General features: G+C 49.4%; 20 protein-coding genes. 11 read left to right on the forward strand and 9 right to left on the reverse strand.

Translation table 11 applies throughout. From position 1 onward, the window contains the following. The first annotated feature begins 46 nt into the window (after positions 1-46). From FTO70_RS11485 to FTO70_RS11520, 8 genes are all read left to right on the forward strand, one after another. Complete coding sequence (locus FTO70_RS11485) at positions 47-340, forward strand: co-chaperone YbbN (RefSeq protein WP_255335895.1); 294 nt, start codon at positions 47-49, stop codon at positions 338-340. Positions 341-605: 265 nt separating this feature from the next. Next, positions 606-1,625, forward strand: coding sequence for an MBL fold metallo-hydrolase (locus tag FTO70_RS11490; protein WP_255335896.1), 1,020 nt, complete (start codon positions 606-608; stop codon positions 1,623-1,625). Between the two features lie 87 nt (positions 1,626-1,712). Next, a complete protein-coding gene (locus FTO70_RS11495; RefSeq protein WP_255335897.1) occupies positions 1,713-2,135 on the forward strand; it encodes a hypothetical protein in 423 nt (140 codons plus the stop codon). A 269-nt stretch (positions 2,136-2,404) separates the two neighbouring features. Next, entirely contained in the window at positions 2,405-4,171 is a 1,767-nt protein-coding gene (locus tag FTO70_RS11500) for a ribosome biogenesis/translation initiation ATPase RLI (RefSeq protein WP_255335898.1), read from the forward strand. Positions 4,172-4,300: 129 nt separating this feature from the next. Further along, positions 4,301-6,505, forward strand: a complete 2,205-nt coding sequence (locus FTO70_RS11505) for an ATP-dependent DNA helicase (protein WP_255335899.1) — start codon at positions 4,301-4,303, stop codon at positions 6,503-6,505. Between the two features lie 208 nt (positions 6,506-6,713). After that, positions 6,714-8,015, forward strand: coding sequence for a histidinol dehydrogenase (hisD, locus tag FTO70_RS11510; RefSeq protein ID WP_255335900.1), 1,302 nt, complete (start codon positions 6,714-6,716; stop codon positions 8,013-8,015). A gap of 86 nt (positions 8,016-8,101) precedes the next feature. Beyond that, positions 8,102-8,509 (forward strand): DUF1699 family protein, encoded by a 408-nt coding sequence (locus FTO70_RS11515; RefSeq protein ID WP_255335901.1) that lies wholly within the window; start codon positions 8,102-8,104, stop codon positions 8,507-8,509. 849 nt (positions 8,510-9,358) lie between these two features. Then, entirely contained in the window at positions 9,359-9,772 is a 414-nt protein-coding gene (locus tag FTO70_RS11520; protein WP_255335922.1) for a DUF1699 family protein, read from the forward strand. Positions 9,773-9,957: 185 nt separating this feature from the next. Here FTO70_RS11520 and FTO70_RS11525 read toward each other — a convergent pair whose 3' ends face one another. Both FTO70_RS11525 and thiD read right to left on the reverse strand, forming a co-directional pair. Beyond that, the gene (locus FTO70_RS11525) at positions 9,958-11,256 is read right to left on the reverse strand and encodes a TrpB-like pyridoxal phosphate-dependent enzyme (protein ID WP_255335902.1); all 1,299 of its coding nucleotides are present in this window, start codon (positions 11,254-11,256) and stop codon (positions 9,958-9,960) included. 374 nt (positions 11,257-11,630) lie between these two features. Beyond that, positions 11,631-12,977 carry a bifunctional hydroxymethylpyrimidine kinase/phosphomethylpyrimidine kinase gene (thiD, locus tag FTO70_RS11530; RefSeq protein ID WP_255335923.1) on the reverse strand — a complete coding sequence of 449 codons (1,347 nt, stop codon included), beginning with the start codon at positions 12,975-12,977 and terminating at the stop codon, positions 11,631-11,633. 522 nt (positions 12,978-13,499) lie between these two features. Here thiD and FTO70_RS11535 point away from each other — a divergent pair. The 3 genes from FTO70_RS11535 (at position 13,500) to purF (ending at position 15,503) form a co-directional block, all read left to right on the forward strand. Beyond that, entirely contained in the window at positions 13,500-13,718 is a 219-nt protein-coding gene (locus tag FTO70_RS11535; protein WP_011032293.1) for an LSm family protein, read from the forward strand. A gap of 152 nt (positions 13,719-13,870) precedes the next feature. Beyond that, on the forward strand, positions 13,871-14,041 hold the full coding sequence (locus tag FTO70_RS11540; RefSeq protein WP_255335903.1) for a 50S ribosomal protein L37e: 171 nt from the start codon (positions 13,871-13,873) through the stop codon (positions 14,039-14,041). Positions 14,042-14,090: 49 nt separating this feature from the next. Continuing rightward, on the forward strand, positions 14,091-15,503 hold the full coding sequence (purF, locus tag FTO70_RS11545) for an amidophosphoribosyltransferase (RefSeq protein ID WP_255335904.1): 1,413 nt from the start codon (positions 14,091-14,093) through the stop codon (positions 15,501-15,503). Between the two features lie 353 nt (positions 15,504-15,856). Here purF and FTO70_RS11550 read toward each other — a convergent pair whose 3' ends face one another. The 7 genes from FTO70_RS11550 to FTO70_RS11580 all read right to left on the reverse strand — a co-directional run bounded on the left by FTO70_RS11550 (position 15,857) and on the right by FTO70_RS11580 (position 22,718). Further along, positions 15,857-16,129, reverse strand: coding sequence for a hypothetical protein (locus FTO70_RS11550; RefSeq protein ID WP_255335905.1), 273 nt, complete (start codon positions 16,127-16,129; stop codon positions 15,857-15,859). A gap of 382 nt (positions 16,130-16,511) precedes the next feature. Then, positions 16,512-16,910, reverse strand: coding sequence for a secondary thiamine-phosphate synthase enzyme YjbQ (locus FTO70_RS11555; RefSeq protein WP_255335906.1), 399 nt, complete (start codon positions 16,908-16,910; stop codon positions 16,512-16,514). Positions 16,911-17,668: 758 nt separating this feature from the next. Beyond that, entirely contained in the window at positions 17,669-17,803 is a 135-nt protein-coding gene (locus tag FTO70_RS11560) for a hypothetical protein (RefSeq protein ID WP_255335907.1), read from the reverse strand. Between the two features lie 147 nt (positions 17,804-17,950). After that, positions 17,951-19,471 (reverse strand): MATE family efflux transporter, encoded by a 1,521-nt coding sequence (locus tag FTO70_RS11565; RefSeq protein ID WP_255335908.1) that lies wholly within the window; start codon positions 19,469-19,471, stop codon positions 17,951-17,953. Positions 19,472-19,679: 208 nt separating this feature from the next. Further along, complete coding sequence (locus tag FTO70_RS11570) at positions 19,680-20,009, reverse strand: TrmB family transcriptional regulator (RefSeq protein ID WP_255335909.1); 330 nt, start codon at positions 20,007-20,009, stop codon at positions 19,680-19,682. A gap of 151 nt (positions 20,010-20,160) precedes the next feature. Continuing rightward, positions 20,161-20,619, reverse strand: coding sequence for a MarR family winged helix-turn-helix transcriptional regulator (locus tag FTO70_RS11575; RefSeq protein WP_255335910.1), 459 nt, complete (start codon positions 20,617-20,619; stop codon positions 20,161-20,163). 671 nt (positions 20,620-21,290) lie between these two features. Beyond that, complete coding sequence (locus FTO70_RS11580; RefSeq protein WP_255335911.1) at positions 21,291-22,718, reverse strand: MATE family efflux transporter; 1,428 nt, start codon at positions 22,716-22,718, stop codon at positions 21,291-21,293. Positions 22,719-22,740 lie beyond the last annotated feature (22 nt).

Here is a 22,740-nt window from a genome sequence, read left to right on the forward strand (position 1 = left end):
CTGGCTACCTGAGTGAATCAACTAACGAACACCAAAAAATATTCAGATGTTTCAACGTATTGCAGGTGATTTTATGAAACCAATGTTATTGGACTTTTCAGCGACATGGTGTGGACCTTGCAGGATGCAAAAACCGATTCTTGAAGAGCTCGAAAAGCAGTATGGGGACAGGGTCGAGTTCAAGGTTGTCGATGTGGACGAAAACCAGGAACTTGCTTCAAAGTACGGCATACACGCTGTCCCGACACTTATCATTGAGAAAGAAGGTGTCGAAGTCAAGCGCTACATGGGAGTTACCCAGGGCAGTGTTCTTGCGGCAGAACTCGATAAAATTCTCTGATCCTTTATTTTTTCTTACAAGAATCTTCCCGGGGCTGCATGGAACCCGGGGCTCATAATTTTCTTTAATTGACTCCGTTTACTTTCCGGTTTCTTTCTTGTTAATGGTTTCTTGTTAATGGTTTCTTGTTAATGGTTTCTTGATAGTGCTTTCCGGTTAAATTGTTTTTTGAAAGCTTTTTCCGGTCTATACCCTGTCAGGCGCATATCGGGGGCTCCACAGAAAAAATGTAAATACCTTAAGTGTAATCTCCTCAAAGATTGGCTTGATTTCTAAAAAGTTGATAGACCTTGGTGTGCTGGCGCTCAGACAGCGGAATTCCCGTGGAACATTTAAACCCCATGTCTCGATCCGCTTCAGGGACGATGCCGGAAATTTGCGCATGTTTTCCGTTGACACCACAAGGACCCCGGGCAAGTATCCCCAGCCCGATGCCTACCTGATCACCCATGCCCATTCCGACCACCACGGGAAATCGGCGATGCTCTCGGACCGAGCCTTTTGTTCGGATAAGACTGCAAGAGCGCTTGAGATCAGGCATGACCGGGAGTACAGGGGCAGCACTTTCAGGCTCGGGGACGAAGTTGACCTGGGCGGGGTCCGGGTCAGGACCTATCCCACTGAACATACGGCAGGAGCAACGGCTTTTTACTGGAAAAACGATGTAGGGACACGGATCCTGGTTACCGGGGATGTAAAGGATGCAAGCGCGCTTCCTCCCTGTGATGTCCTCATTACCGAGGCCAACTACGGGGACCCTGAAGACCCCTCCTGCCATTTTACGGATGACCTGGAGAGCATGAAGAGCGCCCTTTTCGGGAAAGGGGCGGTTGCCTTTGGGGCATATGAGTTCGGAAAAGCCCAGCGGGCTGTAGAACTCGTTAGGGGTTTTGGGTACGACGGAGCAATCCGGATGGAGGCCAGGACCCGGGCACTTACCCAAAGCATGCTCGAAGACGCCGGAGAGCTGGAAGGGCTTGACTCCGGAGGAGAAGACGGGGTATTCATTGTCGCTCCCTGGGACCTTAATAAGCTCCCCTGGCACATGAACAAGTACGTGTTAAGCTGCCGGATGGACTATCCTTATCCCACAATCAGGATAAGCGACCACCTTGATGCCTGCGGGCTTGAGGATATGGTCAGGAAACTCGACCCTGAAGTTACCCTGGTCTACCACCCGGGGGGGCACAGGCCTTCAAAGTTTTCAAAACATTTAAATTCAATAGGAATTGATTCGATATCTATAGATCAGATCGGTAATGTTTTAAGTAATGAATTTGTCTAAATCAGGGACATTTCGAGTCTGATTCCCTGATGATTCTCTGGAGCCAGGCTTCCAGAAGAGATAACGGCCGTTCAGGAGAGTACATAGTTGAGTAAACAAACCCCCAAGTCTAAAGGCTCAAAACCCGGAAAGGAATCCGCAGAAAAGGTAGAGGCCTCCATAGAACGTGCGCCAGCAAGCGCAGAAATTACTGAAAAAAAGAGCTTTGCCAGGGAAAAAACCCCGGAAGAAAAGCAAAAGGCCCATAGGGACGGAATTATCAAGACCGCTGTGGCAACTGTGCTCGGGATCCTTGCAGGGCTAATAGCCTTCAACATGTACGGTGCCGGAGAGGACAGGATCTGGTATGCCCTGCTTACGATTATTTTTGCACTTACGTACTATATCCAGAGGTTGATTTACCCTGCTATCAAGATCGATACAAAGGAATTCAAGTTCAAGGACTGGTTTTATGTGGAGTTCATCGTACTGGACTTCTTCCTTGTGACCTGGACCCTGCTCCTTAACTGAAGTTCTTTTTTCCTGAACTGCAGAAATGGGCTTTCCCGATGGAAGGCCTTTTACCTTATCTTTTTTATAGCCCTTTTACTATCATTCCTGTGTTATAGGCAGGCATTTCAAAGCCACGAACAGCATTTATTGTGATAATTGCCTCTCCAGGAGGGGCAAACACCTCAAAACAAACACCTCAAAATCATCAGACTCATAATCATCAGACGTCGGTAAAATATAGACTGTTTAACCCATCATAAGCAAAAACGTAATTTTCGGGGATCATTATGCGAATAGCAATACTTAACAAGGACAGGTGTCAGCCCAGGCGGTGCAGCAAGGAGTGCGAAAAGTACTGCCCCAGGGTCAGGACAGGGGACGAAACAATCGTTTTCGAAGAGGACGGAAAGCCGGTAATATCCGAGGAGCTCTGCGTGGGTTGCGGGATATGCATTAACAAGTGCCCCTTCAAAGCCATCATGATCATAGGGCTGCCCGAAGCCCTGGAAGAGCCCACCCACAGGTACGGGCCCAACGGTTTTGCCCTCTTCGGGCTCCCCGTGCCCAGGGTCGGGAAAGTTACGGGTATCCTGGGACCTAACGGGATAGGAAAAAGTACTTCGGTCCAGATCCTTTCCGGAGCCCTGGTCCCGAACTTCGGGAAGGGTAAAGGGGACTGGGACGCCGTGCTCGAGCACTATGCAGGCACGGCATTGCACGACTATTTCAAAGCCGTTGTGGATGGAAAGGTCCGGATTTCCCAGAAGCCCCAGTATGTGGACATGATCCCGAAAGCCTTCAAAGGCAAGACTTCCGAACTGCTCGAAAAGACCGATGAGAGAGGCGTCCTTGACGAACTTGTCGATTACCTGGACCTGAGGGGTGTAATCGGGCGCAAGATCACGGAGTTAAGCGGAGGCGAACTGCAGAGGGTGGCAATAGCTGCCTGTGCGGCCAGGGACGCCCAGTTCTACTTCTTTGACGAAATCAGCCCTTACCTGGATATCTACCAGAGGATTAACGTGGCCCGCCTGGTCCAGGAACTTGCGAAGGAAAGGGCTGTAATGGTGGTAGAGCACGACCTTGCAATCCTGGACATGCTTGCAGACGTCGTCCACGTCACCTACGGTGAACCCGGAGGATTCGGTGTGGTCACCTACCCAAAGAGCGTACGCGTCGGGATCAACCAGTACCTAAAAGGCTACCTCCCGGAAGAAAACATCAGGATTCGGCCCGAGGCTATCAAGTTCGAGGTCCACCCCCCAAGAGAGGATTCCGCTTTAAGGTCGGCGGTGACCTTCAACGGCTTTTCCAAGCAGTACGGGGAAGGCTTCTCCTTAAAAGCCACGGGCGGCAGCCTCCGGGAAGGCGAGGTGCTCGGGATCGTGGGCCCGAACGGGATAGGGAAGTCTACCTTCGTAAAAATCCTGGCCGGGGAAATCAAGCCGGATGTCGGGGAACCGGGAATCGATGTCAAGATTTCCTACAAGCCCCAGTACATTAAGGCCGATACGCCCGTGCGTGTCCAGGACTTCCTACGGGGAATTTCGAAGCAGTTTGGGACCAGTTACTACGAAGTTGAGATTGCAAAGCCTCTTCAGCTCGAGCGGCTCTACGACAACATACTCACTGATTTGAGCGGCGGTGAACTGCAGAGGGTGGCAATTGCAGCCTGCCTCTCCCAGGAAGCCGACCTCTATATCCTTGACGAGCCGAGCGCCCACCTTGACGTGGAACAGCGCTCCATGGTCACAAAGGTCCTGAACCGCTTTGCCGAAAACAACCAGAAAACCGCCATGGTGGTTGACCACGACATCTACATGATCGACATGCTCAGCCAGCGCCTCCTGGTCTTCGAAGGCAAACCCTCTGTCTACGGTGAAGCCCACGGCCCCTTCAACATGAAGGATGGCATGAACAAATTCTTAAAGAACCTCAGCATCACCTTCCGCCGGGACGAAGAGACCAGGCGCCCCCGCGTGAACAACCTGGGGTCAAGGCTTGACCGGGAACAGAAGGAAAGCGGGGATTATTACTACGCGGCGGCTGATTGAGCTGTGTTTTTACCTGTTACTCAAAAATTAACTGGTTAATCTAAAAATTTTGGCCTCCTTTCAAGGGGGCTCCAATTTTCTTTGTTTTTCCAAATTACTTTTTTATTTAATGCGGGAGTTTAGTTTCCGATGAAGATTGAAAGCCTCGACCTGCCAGGTGAAGTGAAACGGTTTTATCAGGACTCCGGGATTCTGGAGCTTTACCCGCCCCAGGCGGAGGCCGTGGAAAAGGGGCTGCTTGAAGGGGAAAACCTGCTTGCGGCAATTCCTACGGCTTCGGGAAAGACCCTGCTTGCGGAGCTTGCGATGCTGAAGTCCGTGCTTTCCGGGGGCAAGGCTCTCTATATCGTGCCCCTGCGGGCGCTTGCCTCGGAGAAATTCAGGCGCTTTAAGGAATTCTCTGGGCTCGGGATAAGGGTCGGGATTTCTACCGGGGACTACGACCGGCGGGATGAGGAACTGGGAATTAACGATATTATCGTGGCTACTTCGGAAAAGACGGACTCCCTCCTCAGGAACGAAACAACCTGGATGCAGGAGATCTCGGTGGTCGTGGCAGACGAGGTCCACCTTATTGATTCCCCTGACAGGGGGCCGACCCTTGAAGTCACTCTTGCAAAGCTGCGAAGGATGAACCCCTCATGCCAGGTCCTGGCGCTTTCAGCAACCGTGGGGAATGCCGGCGAGCTTGCGGACTGGCTGGGCGGGGGGCTGGTCCTGAGTGAGTGGAGGCCCACGGAACTCCGGGAAGGGGTGTTTTTTTCCGGGACCTACTACTGCAGGGACAGGGAAAGGCCAGTGGAGCAGCCCACAAAGGACGAGGCTGTAAATCTTGTGCTGGACACCCTGCAGGAAGGCGGGCAGTGCCTGGTCTTTGAAAGCAGCAGGAAAAACTGTGCGGGCTTTGCAAAGAAGGCAGCTCCCGGGGTTAAAAAGACCCTTTCTGCCGAAGATAAGGAAACCCTGGGCCGGATTGCCGACGAGGTCCTGGAAAACAGCGAAACCGATCTGGGGACTACGCTTGCGGCCTGCATCCGTTCGGGGACGGCTTTTCACCATGCCGGCCTTAGCTCGGCCTTAAGGGAGCTTGTGGAAGAGGGCTTTCGGGCTGGCAGGATAAAGCTGATCTCGAGCACTCCTACCCTGGCAGCCGGGCTGAACCTGCCTGCGCGGAGGGTGGTCATAAGGAGTTACCGGCGCTATTCCCCCGAAGCCGGGATGCAGCCTATCCCTGTGCTTGAGTACAAGCAGATGGCAGGGAGGGCCGGGAGGCCCAGGCTTGACCCTTACGGGGAGGCCGTGCTCCTTGCCAAATCTTACGAGGAGTTCGTGTTCCTTTTCGATAACTACGTGGAGGCCGGAGCCGAAGACATCTGGTCCAAGCTCGGGACCGAAAATGCCCTTCGGACCCATGTGCTCTCGACGGTTGCAAACGGGTTTGCCCGGACGAAGGAAGAGCTCATGGACTTTCTGGAAGCGACCTTTTTTGCCTTCCAGTACTCGAACTTCGGGCTCTCTGCCGTTGTGGACGAGTGCCTGGGTTTTTTAAGGCAGGAAGGGATGCTTGAGGATTCCGAAGCCCTCCTTCCCACTATGTTAGGAAAGCTCGTCTCAAAACTTTACATTGACCCCCTCTCGGCAGCCCGGATCGTTAAAGGCCTTAGTGATGCGGAATCCCTTACCGAACTTACCCTGCTGCACCTTGTCTGCAGCACTCCGGACATGCGCTTGCTCTACATGCGCAGCCAGGACTACGAAGAGGTTAATGATTTTGTGATGACCCATGCCGATGAGTTCGTAAAAGTCCCGAGCTCCTTTGATATGGTGGAGTACGAATGGTTCCTGGGCGAGGTCAAGACCGCCCGCCTTGTCCTGGAGTGGATCCGGGAGAGGCCCGAAAACGAACTATGTGTAAAGTTCGGGATCGGAGAGGGGGATATCCGTGCAATTGCCGATATTGCCGAGTGGATCATGCACGTGGCCGCCCAGCTTGCAGGGCTCCTGGGGCTAAAAGGTGCAAAAGAAGCCGCAGGACTTGAAAAGAGGATCCACTACGGAGCAGGCCCCGAACTTATGGAGCTGCTTGATATGAAGGGGGTCGGGCGTGTCAGGGCAAGGAAGCTGTACGACGCTGGCTTTCGGTCCTCGGCAGACTTTGCAGGGGCAGCTCCGGAGAGGGTGGCTGCAGTCGTCGGGCCGAAGATTGCAGAGCGGATTTTCAGGCAGCTCGGCAGGGCCGGTCAGGGAGGTTCGGAGTTTTCTGCCGGAGGGCAGGGCCCGGAGGATGAAGCTGAAAAAGCTGGAGCAGGGCAGAAAACTTTCAACGATTTCTGATTCTTTTTCAACGATTTCTTTCCTTTTTTTCCATGATTTCTAATCTTTTCTCTACGTTTGCTTCAATCCCGGGGTAAAATATTAAATGAGATCAGGGATTTAATGAGATCAGATTTATCGGTTTATATTTCGGAGACCTAAGTTTATCTTTCGGATGTCTAAGGTTATATTTCGGAGATTTCAGGTTATATTTCAGGTTATATTAGAGATGGTCATCATGTTATTCAAAAATTTGTCTGATGTTTCGGAAGCTGAAATGCAGAAACTGCTCTCCCGGGAGTCCGGGCTTGCAGATGTGGGGGAAACCGTTTCAGCCGTACTTTCTGATGTGCGGATGCGGGGAGATGCGGCGCTCAGGGAATACACAAAGAAGTTTGACAAAGTTGAGCTTGCCGATTTTGAAGTAAGCGAGGAGGAGTTTGCACAGGCCCTCTCAGGCATCGATGCAGGGCTTCTGGAACACCTCAAGACTGCGGCTGCGAACATAAGGGCTTTCCACGAGGCCCAGCTGCCTGAGAAGACCTGGTTCATGGAGCTGAGCCCGGGAATTGTGCTCGGGCAGAAGGCAACACCTCTGGAGAGCGTGGGGGCCTATGCGCCCGGAGGCCGGGCTTCCTACCCGTCAACCGTGCTCATGACCGTGATTCCTGCAAGGGTTGCAGGGGTTGAGAAGGTGGTCGTGTGCACACCTCCCGGGGCGGACGGTTCCGTGCACCCCCTGACCCTGGCTGCTGCAAAGGTTGCAGGGGCGGATGCGGTCTTCAAGCTCGGAGGCGTGCAGGCTGTCGGGGCCATGGCTTACGGGACCGAAACCGTCCCGAAGGTTGACAAAATCGTGGGGCCCGGAAACGTCTTTGTAACGGCTGCCAAGATGCAGGTCCGGGATGTTGCCGAGATCGATTTCCCTGCAGGCCCGAGCGAGGTGCTGATTATTGCTGATGAGTCTGCAGATGCGGTCATGGTTGCCTCGGATATCATTGCCCAGGCCGAACACGACCCGAATGCCGTCTCCGTGCTGGTCACAAGCTCCGGAGCCCTGGCCGAGGCCGTAAGGGAAGAGATGTTTGTCCAGGCTGAACAGGCTGCAAGGAGTGAAATTGTAAAGGCTTCCCTGAAGAATGCTGCAGTCCTTACCTCAGTTTCCCTTGACCAGTGCATTGACTTCAGCAACAAATTCGCTCCCGAACACCTCGAAATAATGGTTGTTGATTCGGATTCCGTGCTTGACAGGATCAAAAATGCCGGATCGATCTTTGTCGGGAACTATGCCCCTGTCCCTGTAGGGGACTACGCATCCGGTACCAATCACGTGCTTCCCACTGCCGGGTATGCGAGAATTTATTCCGGGCTGAATATAAACCACTTCCTCAAGTATTCGAGTATCCAGAAAATCAGCAAGAGTGGGCTTGAAAGTCTGAAAGAAACTATAATCGCGTTAGCCGAAGAAGAGGGGTTGCAGGCTCACGCTGACGCTATAAGAACCCGATTCGGGTACAGACCCTCTAAATAATGTTTTGGCTAATCGATACTTATATAAAACGTAAACGCATAAGAAAATTTGTTATTTTAAATAAATGAGGAGTAGTGGGGATTGGTATGAAAATCAGAGTGGTTAGTTCACGGGAGGAAATTCCTTCCTTAAATCCGAATGAAAAGGTAGTACATCTAGCCTTCAGGCCTTCTAACAGGGATGTATTCATGCTTGCGGAAACATGCCCGAAAATAGAGGCTATACAGCTTCCGAAGTCCTATCGTAGGACGGTTTCTAAGTCAATCGAGATGTTTCTGGAAATGCAGAAAATCAGCCTTCTGGAAGGGGATGTCTGGGGACACCGGAAGGACATAAATGAGTACTACAATGTGTCTCAGAATATTCTGGAAAAGATTCAGGAGTTAAAGGCCGACCGTTTCTCTAATGACATGATAGCCGATAAACTTTCCAGAGAAAGCAAACTGAATTCGGACATGATCCTCTATATTCTAAGCAAGAAGAGCATGGAGTGAGCCTGCCCTTTTTTCACTTTGTTTTTCCTGATGAGGTGAGTCGGTTTTTGAATTGCGTCAATAGAGGGACATGGCGTCAGGTATGGATGTACGGGTTCCTATTAGGAGGGGTTTGAAGAATTTTTATCACCCAATCTGAAACTTTCCGGTTTGAAAGGGAATCCGGGCTGAACCTTCATTCTGGATCAGATTCCCCATATACCCTTTTTCGATAAGTTTTCGAGCAGGGCACAGGGTATGGGATTTTTTTACTGTTCTTCCTGCAGGCCGGAGTAAAGGTAGCATCCATACATTATTTTAATTCAATTCCTGGTTTGCAGATAAAGACAGGCCCGAATCTGGCTGAATCCTATCTGGCTGAATCCTATCTGACTGAATCCAAATCCCGTGGAATCCATGTCTTTTTGATGGTGTCTGGTTAACAGACATGCCTGGCTAGCAGGCAACTCGCTTAAGGATCGTTAAGAGTCACTTCTTTTAGAATCCCTTCTTTTCACGAGTGCGCTTGTTTTTCGATGGACACAGTCGACATCCATTTTAAGGGATAGCCGATTTCCGGGCTCGCATATTTCTGCATCAGTAGGAGCAGACAGATGGGAATGCAGGGGAGGTAACTTCTACAACAGTTTTTTAATATTATCCAATACTTTGTGAAAAAAATACGATGAATAAAAAGGAAATAACTCTCATCATACATTTAAATTTTTTTTACTCACACTTCCACAAATATCATTTTTTTTCGAATATGTTGAGGTTGAGAAGGAAAATTTCAAGATTTAACATAGATAATTATTTAAGCATGGAAACCCAATGAATTTTGTCGATTTTAAATTTATTTAATCCGGGGGGATAGTAACGAAGATTAGAGTTGTTAGTTCCAGAGATGAAATTATTTCGTTAAACCCTAACGAAAGAATTGTTCATCTAGCATTCAGACCGTCAAATAAGGATATTTTTGCACTGGTAGAGACCTGTCCGAAAATTGAGGTAGTACAGCTTCCAAGGTCCTACAAAAGGACAGTTTCGAGATCTATTGAGATGTTTCTGGAGATGCAGAAAGTCGAGCTGTTTGAGGGGGATGTATGGGGTCACAGGAAGGACATCAACGAATACTATACAGTTCCTTCTTCAGTCATCGAGAAAATTAAGGACCTGAAAGCGGAAGGAGTTCCTGCTGAAGTTATTGCAGAAAAGGTGGCAAAGGAAAGCAAGCTCAATCCGAAGATGGTGGTTTACATTCTGAACCGAAAACAGTTTGAGTAAATGGGCTAATGCCAGGTGCAAAATCCGGGAATTCCCCGACTCCGGGGAAATTCCCGGGGCAACATCCCGGTTTTTGGCCTTATTGGGTGATTCTTTTCATTGCGTTTTTATGCAATTATTTTCGTTGCATTTTCATTGCAATTTTTTCATGCAATTTTTTCATGCAATTTTTTCATGCAATTTTTTCAGGAAAGTTCCCCGCTGAAGTACTTGTCATAGGAACCCATGTCAAAGTGCCCGTGTCCGCTCAAGTTGAAGAGGATGGTTTTTTCTTCTCCGGTCTGCTTGCATTTCAGGGCTTCGTCGATTGCGCAGCGGATGGCATGGGAAGACTCAGGAGCCGGGACTATGGCTTCAGTGCGGGCAAATTGCACCGCGGCATCGAATACGGCGTACTGGTCGTATGAGACGGCTTCAAGAAGCCCTTCGGCGCAGAGCTTGCTGATGATCGGGGAATCCCCGTGGTAACGGAGCCCTCCTGCGTGGATGGCCGGGGGGGTGTGCTTGTGTCCCAGGGTGTACATCTTGAGGAGAGGAGTCATCTCGGCCGTGTCTCCGAAGTCGTACCTGTAATCTCCTTTCGTAAGAGTCGGGCAGGCCGAAGGCTCGACTGCTATCACCCTTGCGTTGTGCTTTCCTTCCAGCCGGTCTTTTATGAACTCAAGCCCTATGCCTCCGAGGTTGCTTCCGCCTCCGCAGCAGCCTATAACTATATCTGGGTACGTTTCCACCATTTCAAGCTGCTTTTTGCACTCTGAGCCAATCACGGTCTGGTGCAGCACCACATGGTTGAGCACGCTTCCCAGGGCATATTTTGTATTCTCATGGGCTGCTGCGTCTTCCACGGCTTCGCTGATCGCTATTCCCAGGCTTCCGGGGGTGTCGGGCTGCTCTGCCAGGATCTTTTTCCCGAACTCCGTGTCCTGGCTGGGAGAAGGCACGACGTTTCCTCCCCAGAGGGTCATCAGGGATTTGCGGTAGGGTTTCTGGTAGTAACTGGAACGGACCATGTAAACCTTGCACTCGATATCGAAATAGTTGCAGGCAAGGGAAAGGGCGCTTCCCCACTGTCCTGCACCGGTCTCGGTGGTGATCCTTTCTGTGCCTTCTTTCATGTTGTAGTAGGCCTGGGCAATCGAGGTATTTGTCTTGTGGCTGCCTGCAGGGCTTACGCCTTCGTATTTGTAGTAGATTTTTGCAGGGGTCTTGAGAAGCTTTTCGAGCCTGTGGGCCCTGAAGAGCGGGCTCGGCCTCCAGAGCCTGTAAACGTCCAGCACCTCTTCAGGGATGTCGATGTACCGCTCCCCGCTCATTTCCTGCTTTATAAGCTCTTTTGCGAAGATGGGTTCCAGGGCTTCCGGACTGATCGGTTCCATTGTCCGGGGGTCCAGAGGCGGGTCAAGGGGAGAAGAAAGGTCGGCAAGGACGTTATACCACTGCCTGGGCATTTCGTTCTCGTCAAGGATGATTTTTGTCTGTTCCATTGAATTTCTCCGTAACGTTCTCTGTACAAAAATATACCTTGGCGTATTTAAGTGTTATCTGGCTTCCATTTATGGGCTGTGCTATCCACATGTTTACTTTGTTGAGGCTGAAGGGTTCCGGCAGGAGGGATCCCCAATTTCAAAAAATACTGAAGTTGAATACGGGAAAAGAGGCTCAGATAAAGATGAGAAGCCAAAAAATAATTCGGAAAGAAACAGGAGAATAGAAGGCGGCTTGAAAGTGGTTTGAAGGCGATTTGAAGGAGGTTTTTACCCCCACCTTCATTTTTTTGCTTTATACTCCTCCATCATTAGCTTGCTTTATACTCCTCCATCATTAGCTTGCTTTATACTCCGCCATCACTATCTTGCTTTTATTCGACTCTTTTTGCAAGTTCGACTGCGAGCTTTGCAACTTGCGTGGCTCTTGCTCCGAGCAGGCGGACCATGGGCTCTTTTCCCACTCCGCCCTCGTCGTAGACCACATCCGGTATGCTTCCGTATGCTCTGATTGCTTCGGCTGTGCCCCAGTCCATGGTACTGACGTTTTCGGGCTCTCCGGCCCGGTCAAAGGACGAGATGCCAAGTTCCATCTCCCTGCAGGCGGAAAGGGTTTTTTTGGAGTACTTTACGTTTACTGCTGCCCTGGTTCCAGGATCGCAGCGAAGGGCGGCGAGGACAATCCTTGCCACATGCCGGCTGGCCCCGAAATCCACGCAGCCTACCGGAACTGGCCGGCCCCTGTGCCTTACTATCCTGCCTTCAACGGCGGCAACGTCTTCATAGCTTCCGGCACCAGGGACTGCCATTCCTATATTGCAGCCCACTTCCGGGATAAGCTTTGAAAAATCAGGGCTTTCTGCAAGGATTGAGACGGCTTCCTTCATGTCCTTAAGGACCAGGTAGCGCTCTTTTTCTTCCAGGGCCTGTCCAAGGGGGTTTACCGGGTTCACTCCCCTGCCTGCGGGCCGGCTTCTCAGGATTGCCTGCTCAACGAATTTCTTTGCTTTCCAGGCGGCGGTTCCCAGGTCATCTCCCAGGGCCAGGCAGGCTGTCATTGCCGCAGAGTAGGTGCAGCCCGAGCCGTGGGTGCCTCCCTTAACAAAAGTCCCGGAAACCCGGGTAAAGGCGCCTGAGCCAGCCTCGTAGAGGAGGTCAGTGGCATCCAGGTGTCCTCCGGTCACAACCACGGCTTCGGCTCCGAGGTCTGCGATTTTCCGGGCTGCAAGTTTTGCATCGTCCGGGGTTTTCACGGGGATCCCGGCAAGGGCACCTGCCTCGGAGGCATTCGGAGTTATAACCCTGCAAAGGGGGAGGAGCTCTTCTATGAGGACGGTGAGGGCTTCTTTTCTAAGGAGGTCGCCTCCTGCCTCAGCTGCCATTACCGGGTCGATTACAGGGGAAAGCTTATGCTTTTTTACCCGGGCTGCAACCTCACTTACAATCTCCGAAGAAGCAAGCATTCCGGTTTTTACCCATTTAACGTCCATGTCCGAGCAGACAGCTTCTATCTGGCTGCCCACGGCTCCGGCGGCAAGGTCAAAAGTCTCCAGGACCCCGGTGGTGTTCTGGGCCGTAACCGAAGTGATTGCGCAGGTCCCATGGACCCCGAAGGCTGCAAAGGTCTTGAGGTCTGCGGCAATCCCGGCTCCTCCCCCCGAGTCCGAACCTGCAATTGTCATCACAATGGGATTTTCTGGCACTGAGGTTTTTCCTGTCATTGTACTCATCCTGTTTCCTGGTTTTGTTTGATTTTTTATTGAATGTAGCTTGCAAATGTTACTTCCGAATGTCACTTCCGAATGAAGCTCGTGAATTTTACTTGCCGGAAAGTTTTGTAGGTGTGCTCTCCGATAAATTTAGTTAACCTGTTACGTAGCCGTATCCTTTGATCGTGCTCTATGATGTTGTTTTGTGAAGATTTTTTATGATGGGGTTTCCGTTCTTACCCTCTGAATATTTTTTAGAGGGCAAGTGCCCTGAGGGTGTTTTCCGGGGAGTTTTTAGCTTAAATTATATAATTTTCCCCTGAAAATTAAGCTTAGAACCGTCGTTTCCGGCTCTTCAAGAAAAGAGGTGCTTTAAATAAGAGCATTCCGCTTCGATAGCTTTATATATTGTATTTACGACTTTGATGCAAATAACCGAGCATTTGAGCGCGGCGATTAGTTTAAGTCTGGATTAACTATTTATATTGATATAGATAATGATTTGATTTATAATATTTTAAGGGGATTGTAAGGATGGCAAACCGACCTCTGGATATTTTGAACAACGCACTGGATACACCTGTAATCGTTCGATTGAAAGGCGCACGCGAGTTTAGAGGTGAACTGAAAGGATATGATATTCACATGAACCTTGTGCTTGACAACGCTGAAGAATTACGTGAAGGAGAAGTCGTAAGTAAGTTCAGCAGTGTCGTCATCAGAGGAGACAACGTGGTATACGTATCTCCGTAATCTATATCAAGCACTTCGTCTATTACCGTTAACCTCGGCTAGCATAAGAGCTTTATATATCACAGCCGCAGAACCTATCCAGAAAAACGAAATCGCTTCGGCTAATCAGATGTTACTTTAACAGATGTTGATTTTTATCAGGAGATCTAGGAATGAGTAAAGGTACGGCATCAATGGGAAAGAGACAGAAACACACGCATGTCAAATGCAGAAGATGCGGCAGTGTTTCTTACAACGTGCATACAAAACAGTGTACTTCATGTGGTTTTGGAAAAACTCCCCGCATGAGAAGCTACAAGTGGCAGGCAAAGTGCAAGTATTAAACCTGCCTGCCTCATTTTTACTATTTTTTACCTGCATCGGAGGTCAAGATTGAAAGAAGAATGCGGGGTTGCAGGCATTATTCTTCCTGACAACAGGCCTCAATCCAATTCGGTCGCATTCAAGCTTTACTATGCTCTCTATGCCCTTCAGCACAGAGGGCAGGAATCCACGGGCATAATGGTATATGACGGCGCGACTCCCCTTTCCATAAAGGGCATGGGGCTTGTGCCTGATGTATATACCAAGGAGTCCCTTGGGCGCCTGATCGGGAACATTGGAGTAGGGCACGTCCGCTACTCAACAACCGGCGGGTCAAAGATTGAAAACTGCCAGCCCTTTATTCTGAAATTCAAGGGCGGGATTGTCACAATTGCCCATAACGGGAACCTGGTAAACGCCATGAAGCTCAAGGATGAGCTGGAATGCGAAGGCAGGATTTTTCTCAGTGATTCCGACACGGAAGTCATCGGACACCTGCTCGTAAAAGAGCTGATCAGGCATGACCCTGTGGAATCCATAAGGAATGTGATGCGCAGGCTTGTGGGCTCCTATTCTCTGGTTATCCAGATCGACGGCGCCATCTATGCTGTCAGGGACCCATTTGGCTTCAAGCCCCTCTGTTTCGGAGAAGTAGACGGCGGGTACGGGGTCTTTTCGGAAAGCGTAGCTATTGATACCCTTAACGGCAGTCTTATCCGGGACGTAAAGCCCGGGGAGATCATTGTCTTTAAAAACGGGAACTTCGAAAGTTACCAGGTCACAAATGAACCTCATCCTGCACACTGCGTCTTTGAGTTTATCTATTTCGCAAGGCCTGACTCTGTCATTGACGGCAAGCTTGTCTACAAGGTGCGGGAAAGGATCGGAAGGGAACTTGCCCGGGAACACCCTGTAGATGCGGATATCATATCCCCTGTCCCTGACTCAGGAATCACTTCCGCAATCGGCTATGCCCGGGAATCCGGGACCGAATACCTGGAAGGCCTGATGAAGAACCGCTACATAGGGCGCACTTTCATCCTGCCGGGTCAGGAAATGCGTGAAACCGCAGTCCGGCTCAAGATGAACGCCATTCATGACAACGTTGAGGGCAAACGCGTTGTCCTTGTGGACGACAGCATTGTCCGGGGCACGACCTCAAGAAGGATCATAGACATGGTCCGGAAAGCCGGCGCCTCCGAAGTGCACGCCCGCGTAGGAAGCCCTGCGATCATTGCTCCCTGCTATCTTGGGATAGACATGGCAACCCGCCAGGAGCTTATCGCCTCATACAAGACCGTAAAAGAGGTAGAAGGCCTGATCAACGCCGACTCTCTCGGCTACCTGAGCATTGACGGGCTCATGAGGGCTCTTGGGTGCGACAAAAACGATATGTGTGTAGGCTGCCTGACCGGTGAGTACCCTGTGGAGATACCCGGGGAAAAGTGCAGGAAAAAGCAGACACACCTTAACGACTTCTAATTTTCTGAAAGTTCCCGAAGATGTCAGGTTACATCCGTAAGGAACTTTTTTTAACGTTTCATCTTTTAACGTTTCATCTTTTAACGTCTCATCTTTTAACGTCTGCGGCGTAGATCGGATTTTTTCACAAAGCAGAATCTCGAAAGCAGGCTTGAAAATCAGGGTGAAAGGTTTCCTCTTCATTTTTTTTTACAAGCAACTTTTTTCAGTGAATCAGGAAAAGGCCGCCTGCTGAGGCGAGCGGTGAGAGCACAGGGAGCGATATGAAGACAAAGACCTGACTTTGTCCCTATCCGAAAAGTCATAAGGCATTAGAAAATTACAATGGTTACAACACTTTTGAGTTACTCAAATCACCTTACATGCTTCCCGTTATTTTTATTTCTTAACTTATCCCATACCTCAGAGCCCGGTGAATCGCTAGTTAGGTAAATAATGATATGATAGACTATTAGGATTACAGCAAGAATGGCATAACGAGTTGTCGTTTTCTCAAGATAATCTATGCTGGCAAAAACCGCAGCTAAAACTACTATAGTTACCAGCCAACCCTCTAAGCTGATGGGACGATAACCCCATCCAAGAATTCTCTTACCAAACCATGCTTTTTCAGTAATTCTTGTCATATTTCACATCTCCATTTTGAGATTATTCTAGAAATATGAACTAACTGTTATTAAATATTAGTTCAAACTTAATGGACGCTCGGATGTTAGGCTCCTGCTTTCGGCAGGTAAACATAAAAATTCATTTTATTTTTTATCGCTATCGATTATTACTATGGTTTGTGAATTTATTTAGTGTAAATTCCCTTACTCTGTTGACAATATTATCTAATATTTAGATTCATAGTGGAAGAGGAATATTCCAATATACTTCAAATAATTAGTTTGCATGATATCGATTTTTATATTTGCATCAATAATAAGGCGATCAAAAATATTCACATGTTTAAATGTTGTTGCTGCCGAATGTAGGTCGGCTATATTTCGTTTTTCTTTCTTTACCTCATTCTCCCTTCAGCAGGGTAACGTTCACCGTTCTGTTCCTGGGCCCGTCCATTTCGGCAAAGAAGATGCTCTGCCAGGTCCCGAGTTCCAGGTTTCCATCCGTGATTGGCAGGGCTTCGCTTGCCCCCAGCAGCAAGGCTTTCAGGTGTGCGTCCGCATTGTTGTCGATCCTGTCGTGCCTGTAACCCACCCCTGCAGGGACGAGCCTGTTAAGCAGGTCCAGGATATCTTCCCGCAGTCCACTTTCGTTTTCGTTGATTATGATTCCAGCAGTTGTGTGCCGGGTGCTGAGGATGCATACGCCCTGTTCTATTCCCCTTTTCCTGACTTCTTCCCTGACTTCGTCGGTGATGTCTATCAGTTCAATGCGTTTTTCGGTTTTTATTTTGAGTTTCAAAGTCTTTCCCCCGAGCGTTGAATCTAAATGTGTGGAGTTTAGTTTGAAATTCTGTTATTTGAGTAAAAGAGGAAAAGCTCGGATTTATGGCTTTCTGAACTGGTGGGAAGATAAAAACAGTGGAAAATAATTTAGAAAAGCTGGGTGTCAGAGAAAAAACCGGGTAAAAGAATTGGACCCCTAAATATCCAGTTCTTTTCCGGTTTTTTTGTGCGTTTTTTTGTATATTTCCAGGGGGTTGGAATGTTTACGTTTTTTAGCGGTCGTTTTTGGGTTGACTGCTGTTTTTGTTCATCTTTAGTGAACGGTGGAGTAGTTTGGAGTTTCTAGTTGAATGTGGTTTTTTCCGTTTTTTCCGTTTTTCAGGACGTTGTTTCTGTTCGCTTTTATTGTTCTTTGTTGGTGGTGGTATTTGAGGCGTTTTTGAGTTAATTGTTCCCGTTTTTTGGGACCGTTTTTCAGGGTAAATTTTTCCGTTTTTCCGTTTTAAGAGTAAACTGGTTTCGTTTTTGGGTCTCGTTCTTCGGTTGATTAATCGAGATAAGTGATTTTTCCAGATTTTCGGTGTGGGATTGGGATTTATAGAGGCTTTCAGGGTTATGGCAGCTTTTTGATTTTATAGTAGAAATCCGGATTTTCCCGGAGGTTTTTTCAGGAGGAAATTTTCAGGCTGTTTTTTTCGGGTTGAGAGGTTCAGGATTCATCCGCGTTTTCATCCTGCTTTTCTCTTTACTTACGTCCTTACTTTCATCCGTGTTTTAAGCTTCTGAGGAAGGGATGATTCCGAAAAATTTCAGGATTTTTATTCTTGAGGGTGGGACGAACTTGCGGTCTCTCAAAAGAAACCCGTGCAGGACGGGTTCCAGTGGCTTCTCCGTAACTGCTTCTTTCATTCCTGGCTACCTTCTTTCAAATGATTTGCTGGATTCTCTTTTTTTCTAAGTAGGAATACGGTAACTTATTACCTATTTACAATTATTTAAAAATTTCGGTAAGCCGGGTTTTTTCAGGCTCTGTTTTCAGGCTCTTTTCAGTTCTTTTCAGGCGCTTTGTTCCAGCGGCCTGCCAGGTGATTCTGCTTTAAGAATCCCGTTCAGGTACAGCCTCGCCCAGATGAAGGTAACTCCTGCCCCTATGGCATTGCCTGCAACGATCCCCCACCAGGCCCCTACCTGGCCCATTTCCAGGTTGAAGGCAAAGAGGGCTGCAAAGAGCGGGGTCAGGACAATGGTCCTCAGGAGGTTTGCGACAAAGGCGTTCACTCCTTTTCCAACTCCCTGGAAGAAGGATGTGGAGAGCATCCCCAGGGAAACAGTCGGGTAAAAGACGCAGATCACGCGCAGGAAGTGGGTGAGGTCGGGGGCGATATGGGCTGCCTCTTCGGCCTGGGTGAAGATAGCTGCGATCTGCGGGGCAAGGATGAAGGTGAAGGCTGCAACCCCGCTTTCTATGAGGAGGCCGAGTTTTGTTGCATAGGTATGGGCTTTTTCCGCTTTTTCAAAGTCCCTTGCCCCAAAGGCAGCTCCGGAGACAGAGATTACCGCCGTTGCAATCCCTACCAGGGGGGCGATTGCGATGGTTGCTACCCTCCAGCCCGTAGAGTAGATCGCAACCCCATCGGTGCTGCTTACGGCGACGATTATCAGGTTCATGACAAGCATGGTGAGGGACATGGAAAGCTGCTGGGCGGAAGCCGGGATGGCCACGTTGAATATATCCTTTATGATGTCCTTTCCAAAGCTGAAGTCTTTGAAATTGAAGGAGACGAAGGTGTCTTTCCGGAAAAATAGCCAGTTCAGCATCATAAGCGAGGAAATGCCCAGGGACAACAGGGTAGCCCAGGCTGCTCCGGCAATCCCCATGTCAAAGGTATAGATGAAGATGGGGTCCAGGATGATGTTCAGGACTGCTCCCAGGATCATTGCCTGCATTGCCCGTTTCGAGTCACCTTCGGCCCTGAGGATGGAATTTGCCACGTTTGTAAAAAAGACCACCAGGCTCCCGAGGAAAATGACCCGTGCATAAGCTACGGCAAGGCCAGTGGTTTTTCCTGCCCCCACAAGAGTGAAAATCTGGGGAGCAAAGGCATAGAAAGGCAAGGTAAATGCCAGGACCAGGAGCAGCATTATAATTATAGTGTGTACTGCAACATTGTCAGCCCCTGCCTTGTCCCTGGCCCCGATCCTCCTGGAAATTGCAGCTCCACCTCCTATCCCGAGCCCGTTGGAGAGGGCCATGCTTATGAAGAAAAACGGAAAAACGAAACCCATCGCTGCCAGGGCATCGGAGCCGAGCCCTGAGACCCAGTAGGTGTCGACAAGCTGGTAAATGGTCTGCACGGACATGGCGACCATCATGGGGACTGCAAGTTTGATTATGGCTTTTTTCGGGTCCCCCTGGAGTATCTGGACCCCTCTGGTCTCATTTTTTCCTGAAGGGCTGCCTGCGGGCTTACCTTCAGGGCTACTTGAGAATCTATCTGGAGGACTGCCTGATGGACTGCTTGAGAGACTGCCTGAGAGACTGCCTGAATCTGTATATTCGGATGGTCTGGTTTTCATTATACTATCTTCCTTAAATATTTCGTTTTTTCCGCCCCTCTTCCTTCTCAAGCATCAGGGCTCCGGGTTTTTGGAACAAAATCAAGAAAAGTTCCCGAGACGCTTGCCGCCGGGTATATATTGCCTCTAAGCCTCGCTTCTGAGAATCGCTTTTAAGTACCATTTTTAAGTACCACTTCTAAGCGATGCTTCCTTCCGATGGGGAGAGTTAGCAGCAGCGGTTTCTCATCCCGTTCCCGGCAGAATTAAGTTCTTTTAGCGTTTCGTTCAGGGAGAACAGGAACTCGTTCCTGAGCCTTTCGGTAAGCAGTTCCGGGTCGACCCCTCTGAAATAGGCAGGAGTCCCTTCTCTTATCTCAACATACCCCTTTTTTGCCATCCTGTCCAGCACGCCGTAAACCTTAGGCCTCGGAACGTGCGTAAGCTCGTGAATTTCCCTTGCCGTTGCCTCATTTAAGCTGAGGAGCCCCACATAGGTTTTTGCCTCGTTTTCCGTGAAACCCAGTTTCTGGAGTTTGCCTATGAGTTCTGAATCCATTACAGGCCTCCGATATGGTTTATTTTAGGATATTCGGCTTTTTTGGTTCTGGTTTTTCCCTTTAGGGCCTTTCCTTTTCAGGCCTTTACATTCAGGTCTTTTCAATTCAGGCTTTTTCAATTCAGGCTTTTTCAATTCAGGCCTTTTCAATTCAGGCAGTTTCGTCCAGTTTCTTCAGCACGCCAAGCATCGCCTGCAGGCTTTCCTGGTATGCGACAACGTCCTCTTCCTCAAGCTTTTCAAAAATTTCGGACGCGGTTTTTTCGAGTTCCCCGGTGAACCATTCCTTATACTCTTCCCCTTTCTCCGTAAGGGAGACAAGGGTCTTTCTCCGGTCTCCGGGATCTCCCTTTCTGCAGACTAGACCTTCCCTTTCCAGGGCATCGATCATGCTCGTCAGGCTCCCTTTCTGCAGGTCCAGGCACTTCCCCAGCATGGAAGGCATGATTTCGCCTTTAGTCCCGATGATAAGGATGGCACGGTTCTGGTTTTTGTTCAGGTTGTGCGGGCTGTCCCTGATCTCGTGAAACACCCTCGCAAAATTTTTGTGGAATAGGTGTATCATCTCAAACTGGAGCTTAACCGTCTCTTTTATTCTTTCTTCTTTCATTGATAATCACAGTGAGGTGCTTTTTCCTGTCATGACCCGGACGATAAGTAAAAGGTCTGTTCGCGAGGTGGTGTGTTTGGGTTCGAGTTTTCCTAACTCATGTTGTTCATATTCTTATCGTCCGAATCAAGATTGTCTTTAATCTTATTGTGCGTTTTTCTAATTGTTTGAATTCAAACTAAATAGAGATGGGTTCTATTTATACTTTATGATTTGAAACTTGACCTTTATGTGGCTGATATTCATTCAGCTAAGTATAGAAAATAAGTCCTTTTCAGGCTCTTCGTTGTTTTGAGTGGTAATTCATATCCACTTCCTATGTGGGAAAGACGTAGGCAATATTTAGAAGCATTTCTTGGGAATAATCACGCACAAGACCGATATTTGTCATTTCGACATGGTTACTTCCTAACTACACAATTAATTTCTACCCATACAAAACAGCGAAGAGCCCCTTTTCATTATAGTCAAAGGTATCCCCATGAATTAAAAGTATATTTGGATGACCAGGGATGCACTTGAATTCTCAATAATGATTTGGTGACCAAAAAGGCATTTGGATGATTGGAAACGCATTGAGTTGACCTGAGAATACAAAAAATAAAAGATATCGGAAAGGGCAAATCATGCAGGTGATATTGTGGACTGCCGAAATCAGGTATTCTGTATTTTCAACACTTTCCTCCCGCCTCCCCTGCCTTTATCATACACCTCAAATAAACCTGAGCCCAGACAAAAGTGATCACCGACCCTGTAACCGTCCCTGCAACCAGCCCCCACCAGACTCCGGGAAGCCCCCACTCGAACTCGTAGGCAAAGAGCACGGCAAAGAGGGGAGTCATGACCAGGCTCCGGAGAAGGGTTGCGATAAGGGCGCTCGTTCCTTTTCCTGCGCCCTGGAAAAAGGAGGCTGAGAGCATCCCGAAGGCCACCGAGGGGTAGAAGATTGTCATGATCTTCAGGAGCCGGGTCAGTTCGGGAGCGATATGGGAAGCTGCTTCGGCCTGGGTGAAGACGGCTGCGATCTGCGGGGCAAAGAGGTATATCCCTGCTCCTATTACGGCTTCTACAAGAAAACCGATCCCGGTACCGTAAACAAGGGCTTCCCTGGCTTTTTTGAAGTTCCGCTCCCCGAAGGCTGCCCCGGCAATCGAGACAACTGCGCTTGAAATCCCTATCAGGGGAGCGACTGCGATTGTTGCGACCCGCCAGCCGGTGGAGTAGACGGCAACCCCGTCGGTGTTGCTCACGGCAACGATTATGAGGTTCATTATGAGGGCGGTCATGGCAAGGGCAACCTGCTGGACCGAAGCAGGGACCCCTACCCTGAAGATGTCTTTGAGGATCACTTTATCGAAGCTGAAGGCATGGAATTCGAAGGAGACGTAGGTGTCCTTTTTGACGAAGAACCAGTATGCCATGAGGGCTCCGGATGCTGCAACCGAGATCACCGTGGCAAGGGCGGCTCCTGCGACTCCCAGGCCGAAGGTGTAGATGAAGATCGGGTCGAGTATTATGTTGAGTACGGAGCCGAGCAGCATGGAATTCATAGCCCGCTTCGAGTCTCCCTCTGCCCGGATTATGGCGTTGGCAACGCTCGTGAAAAAGAAAATAGCGCTGCTTGCAAAGATGACCCTGGCATAAGCCACCCCGAGTTCGGTTGTCTGCCCTGCACCCGAATACCGGAAGAGGTCTTCCACATAAGCCAGGGAGAGCACGGTAAAAATGACGATGATTATGGCCATGAGCACAAGGGTGTGCACAGCCACGTTGTCTGCGCCTTTCTTGTCCCGGGCCCCGATCATGCGGGAAATGGCAGCCCCGCCTCCTATCCCGAGCCCGTTCGTAAGCGCCATCTGGATGAAGAAGAAAGGAAACGAAAAACCCAGCGCAGCAAGGGCGTCTGCCCCGAGGCCTGCTACCCAGAAGGTGTCCACCAGCGTGTAGATGGTCTGGACCGACATGGCCACGATAATCGGGATGGAGAGTTTTATCACGGCTTTTTTAGGGTCTCCCAGGAGGATGTCCACTCCGGAAGTGGTTTTTCCCGCCGCAGGGGGGACTCCGAACTTTGTGCTTTCCGATTCGCCATCTACCATGTTTTTCCCGCTGTTTTTTGAT

The sequence above is a fragment of the Methanosarcina sp. KYL-1 genome (genome assembly GCF_024372725.1).
In the GTDB taxonomy this organism is placed as follows: Archaea; Halobacteriota; Methanosarcinia; order Methanosarcinales; family Methanosarcinaceae; genus Methanosarcina.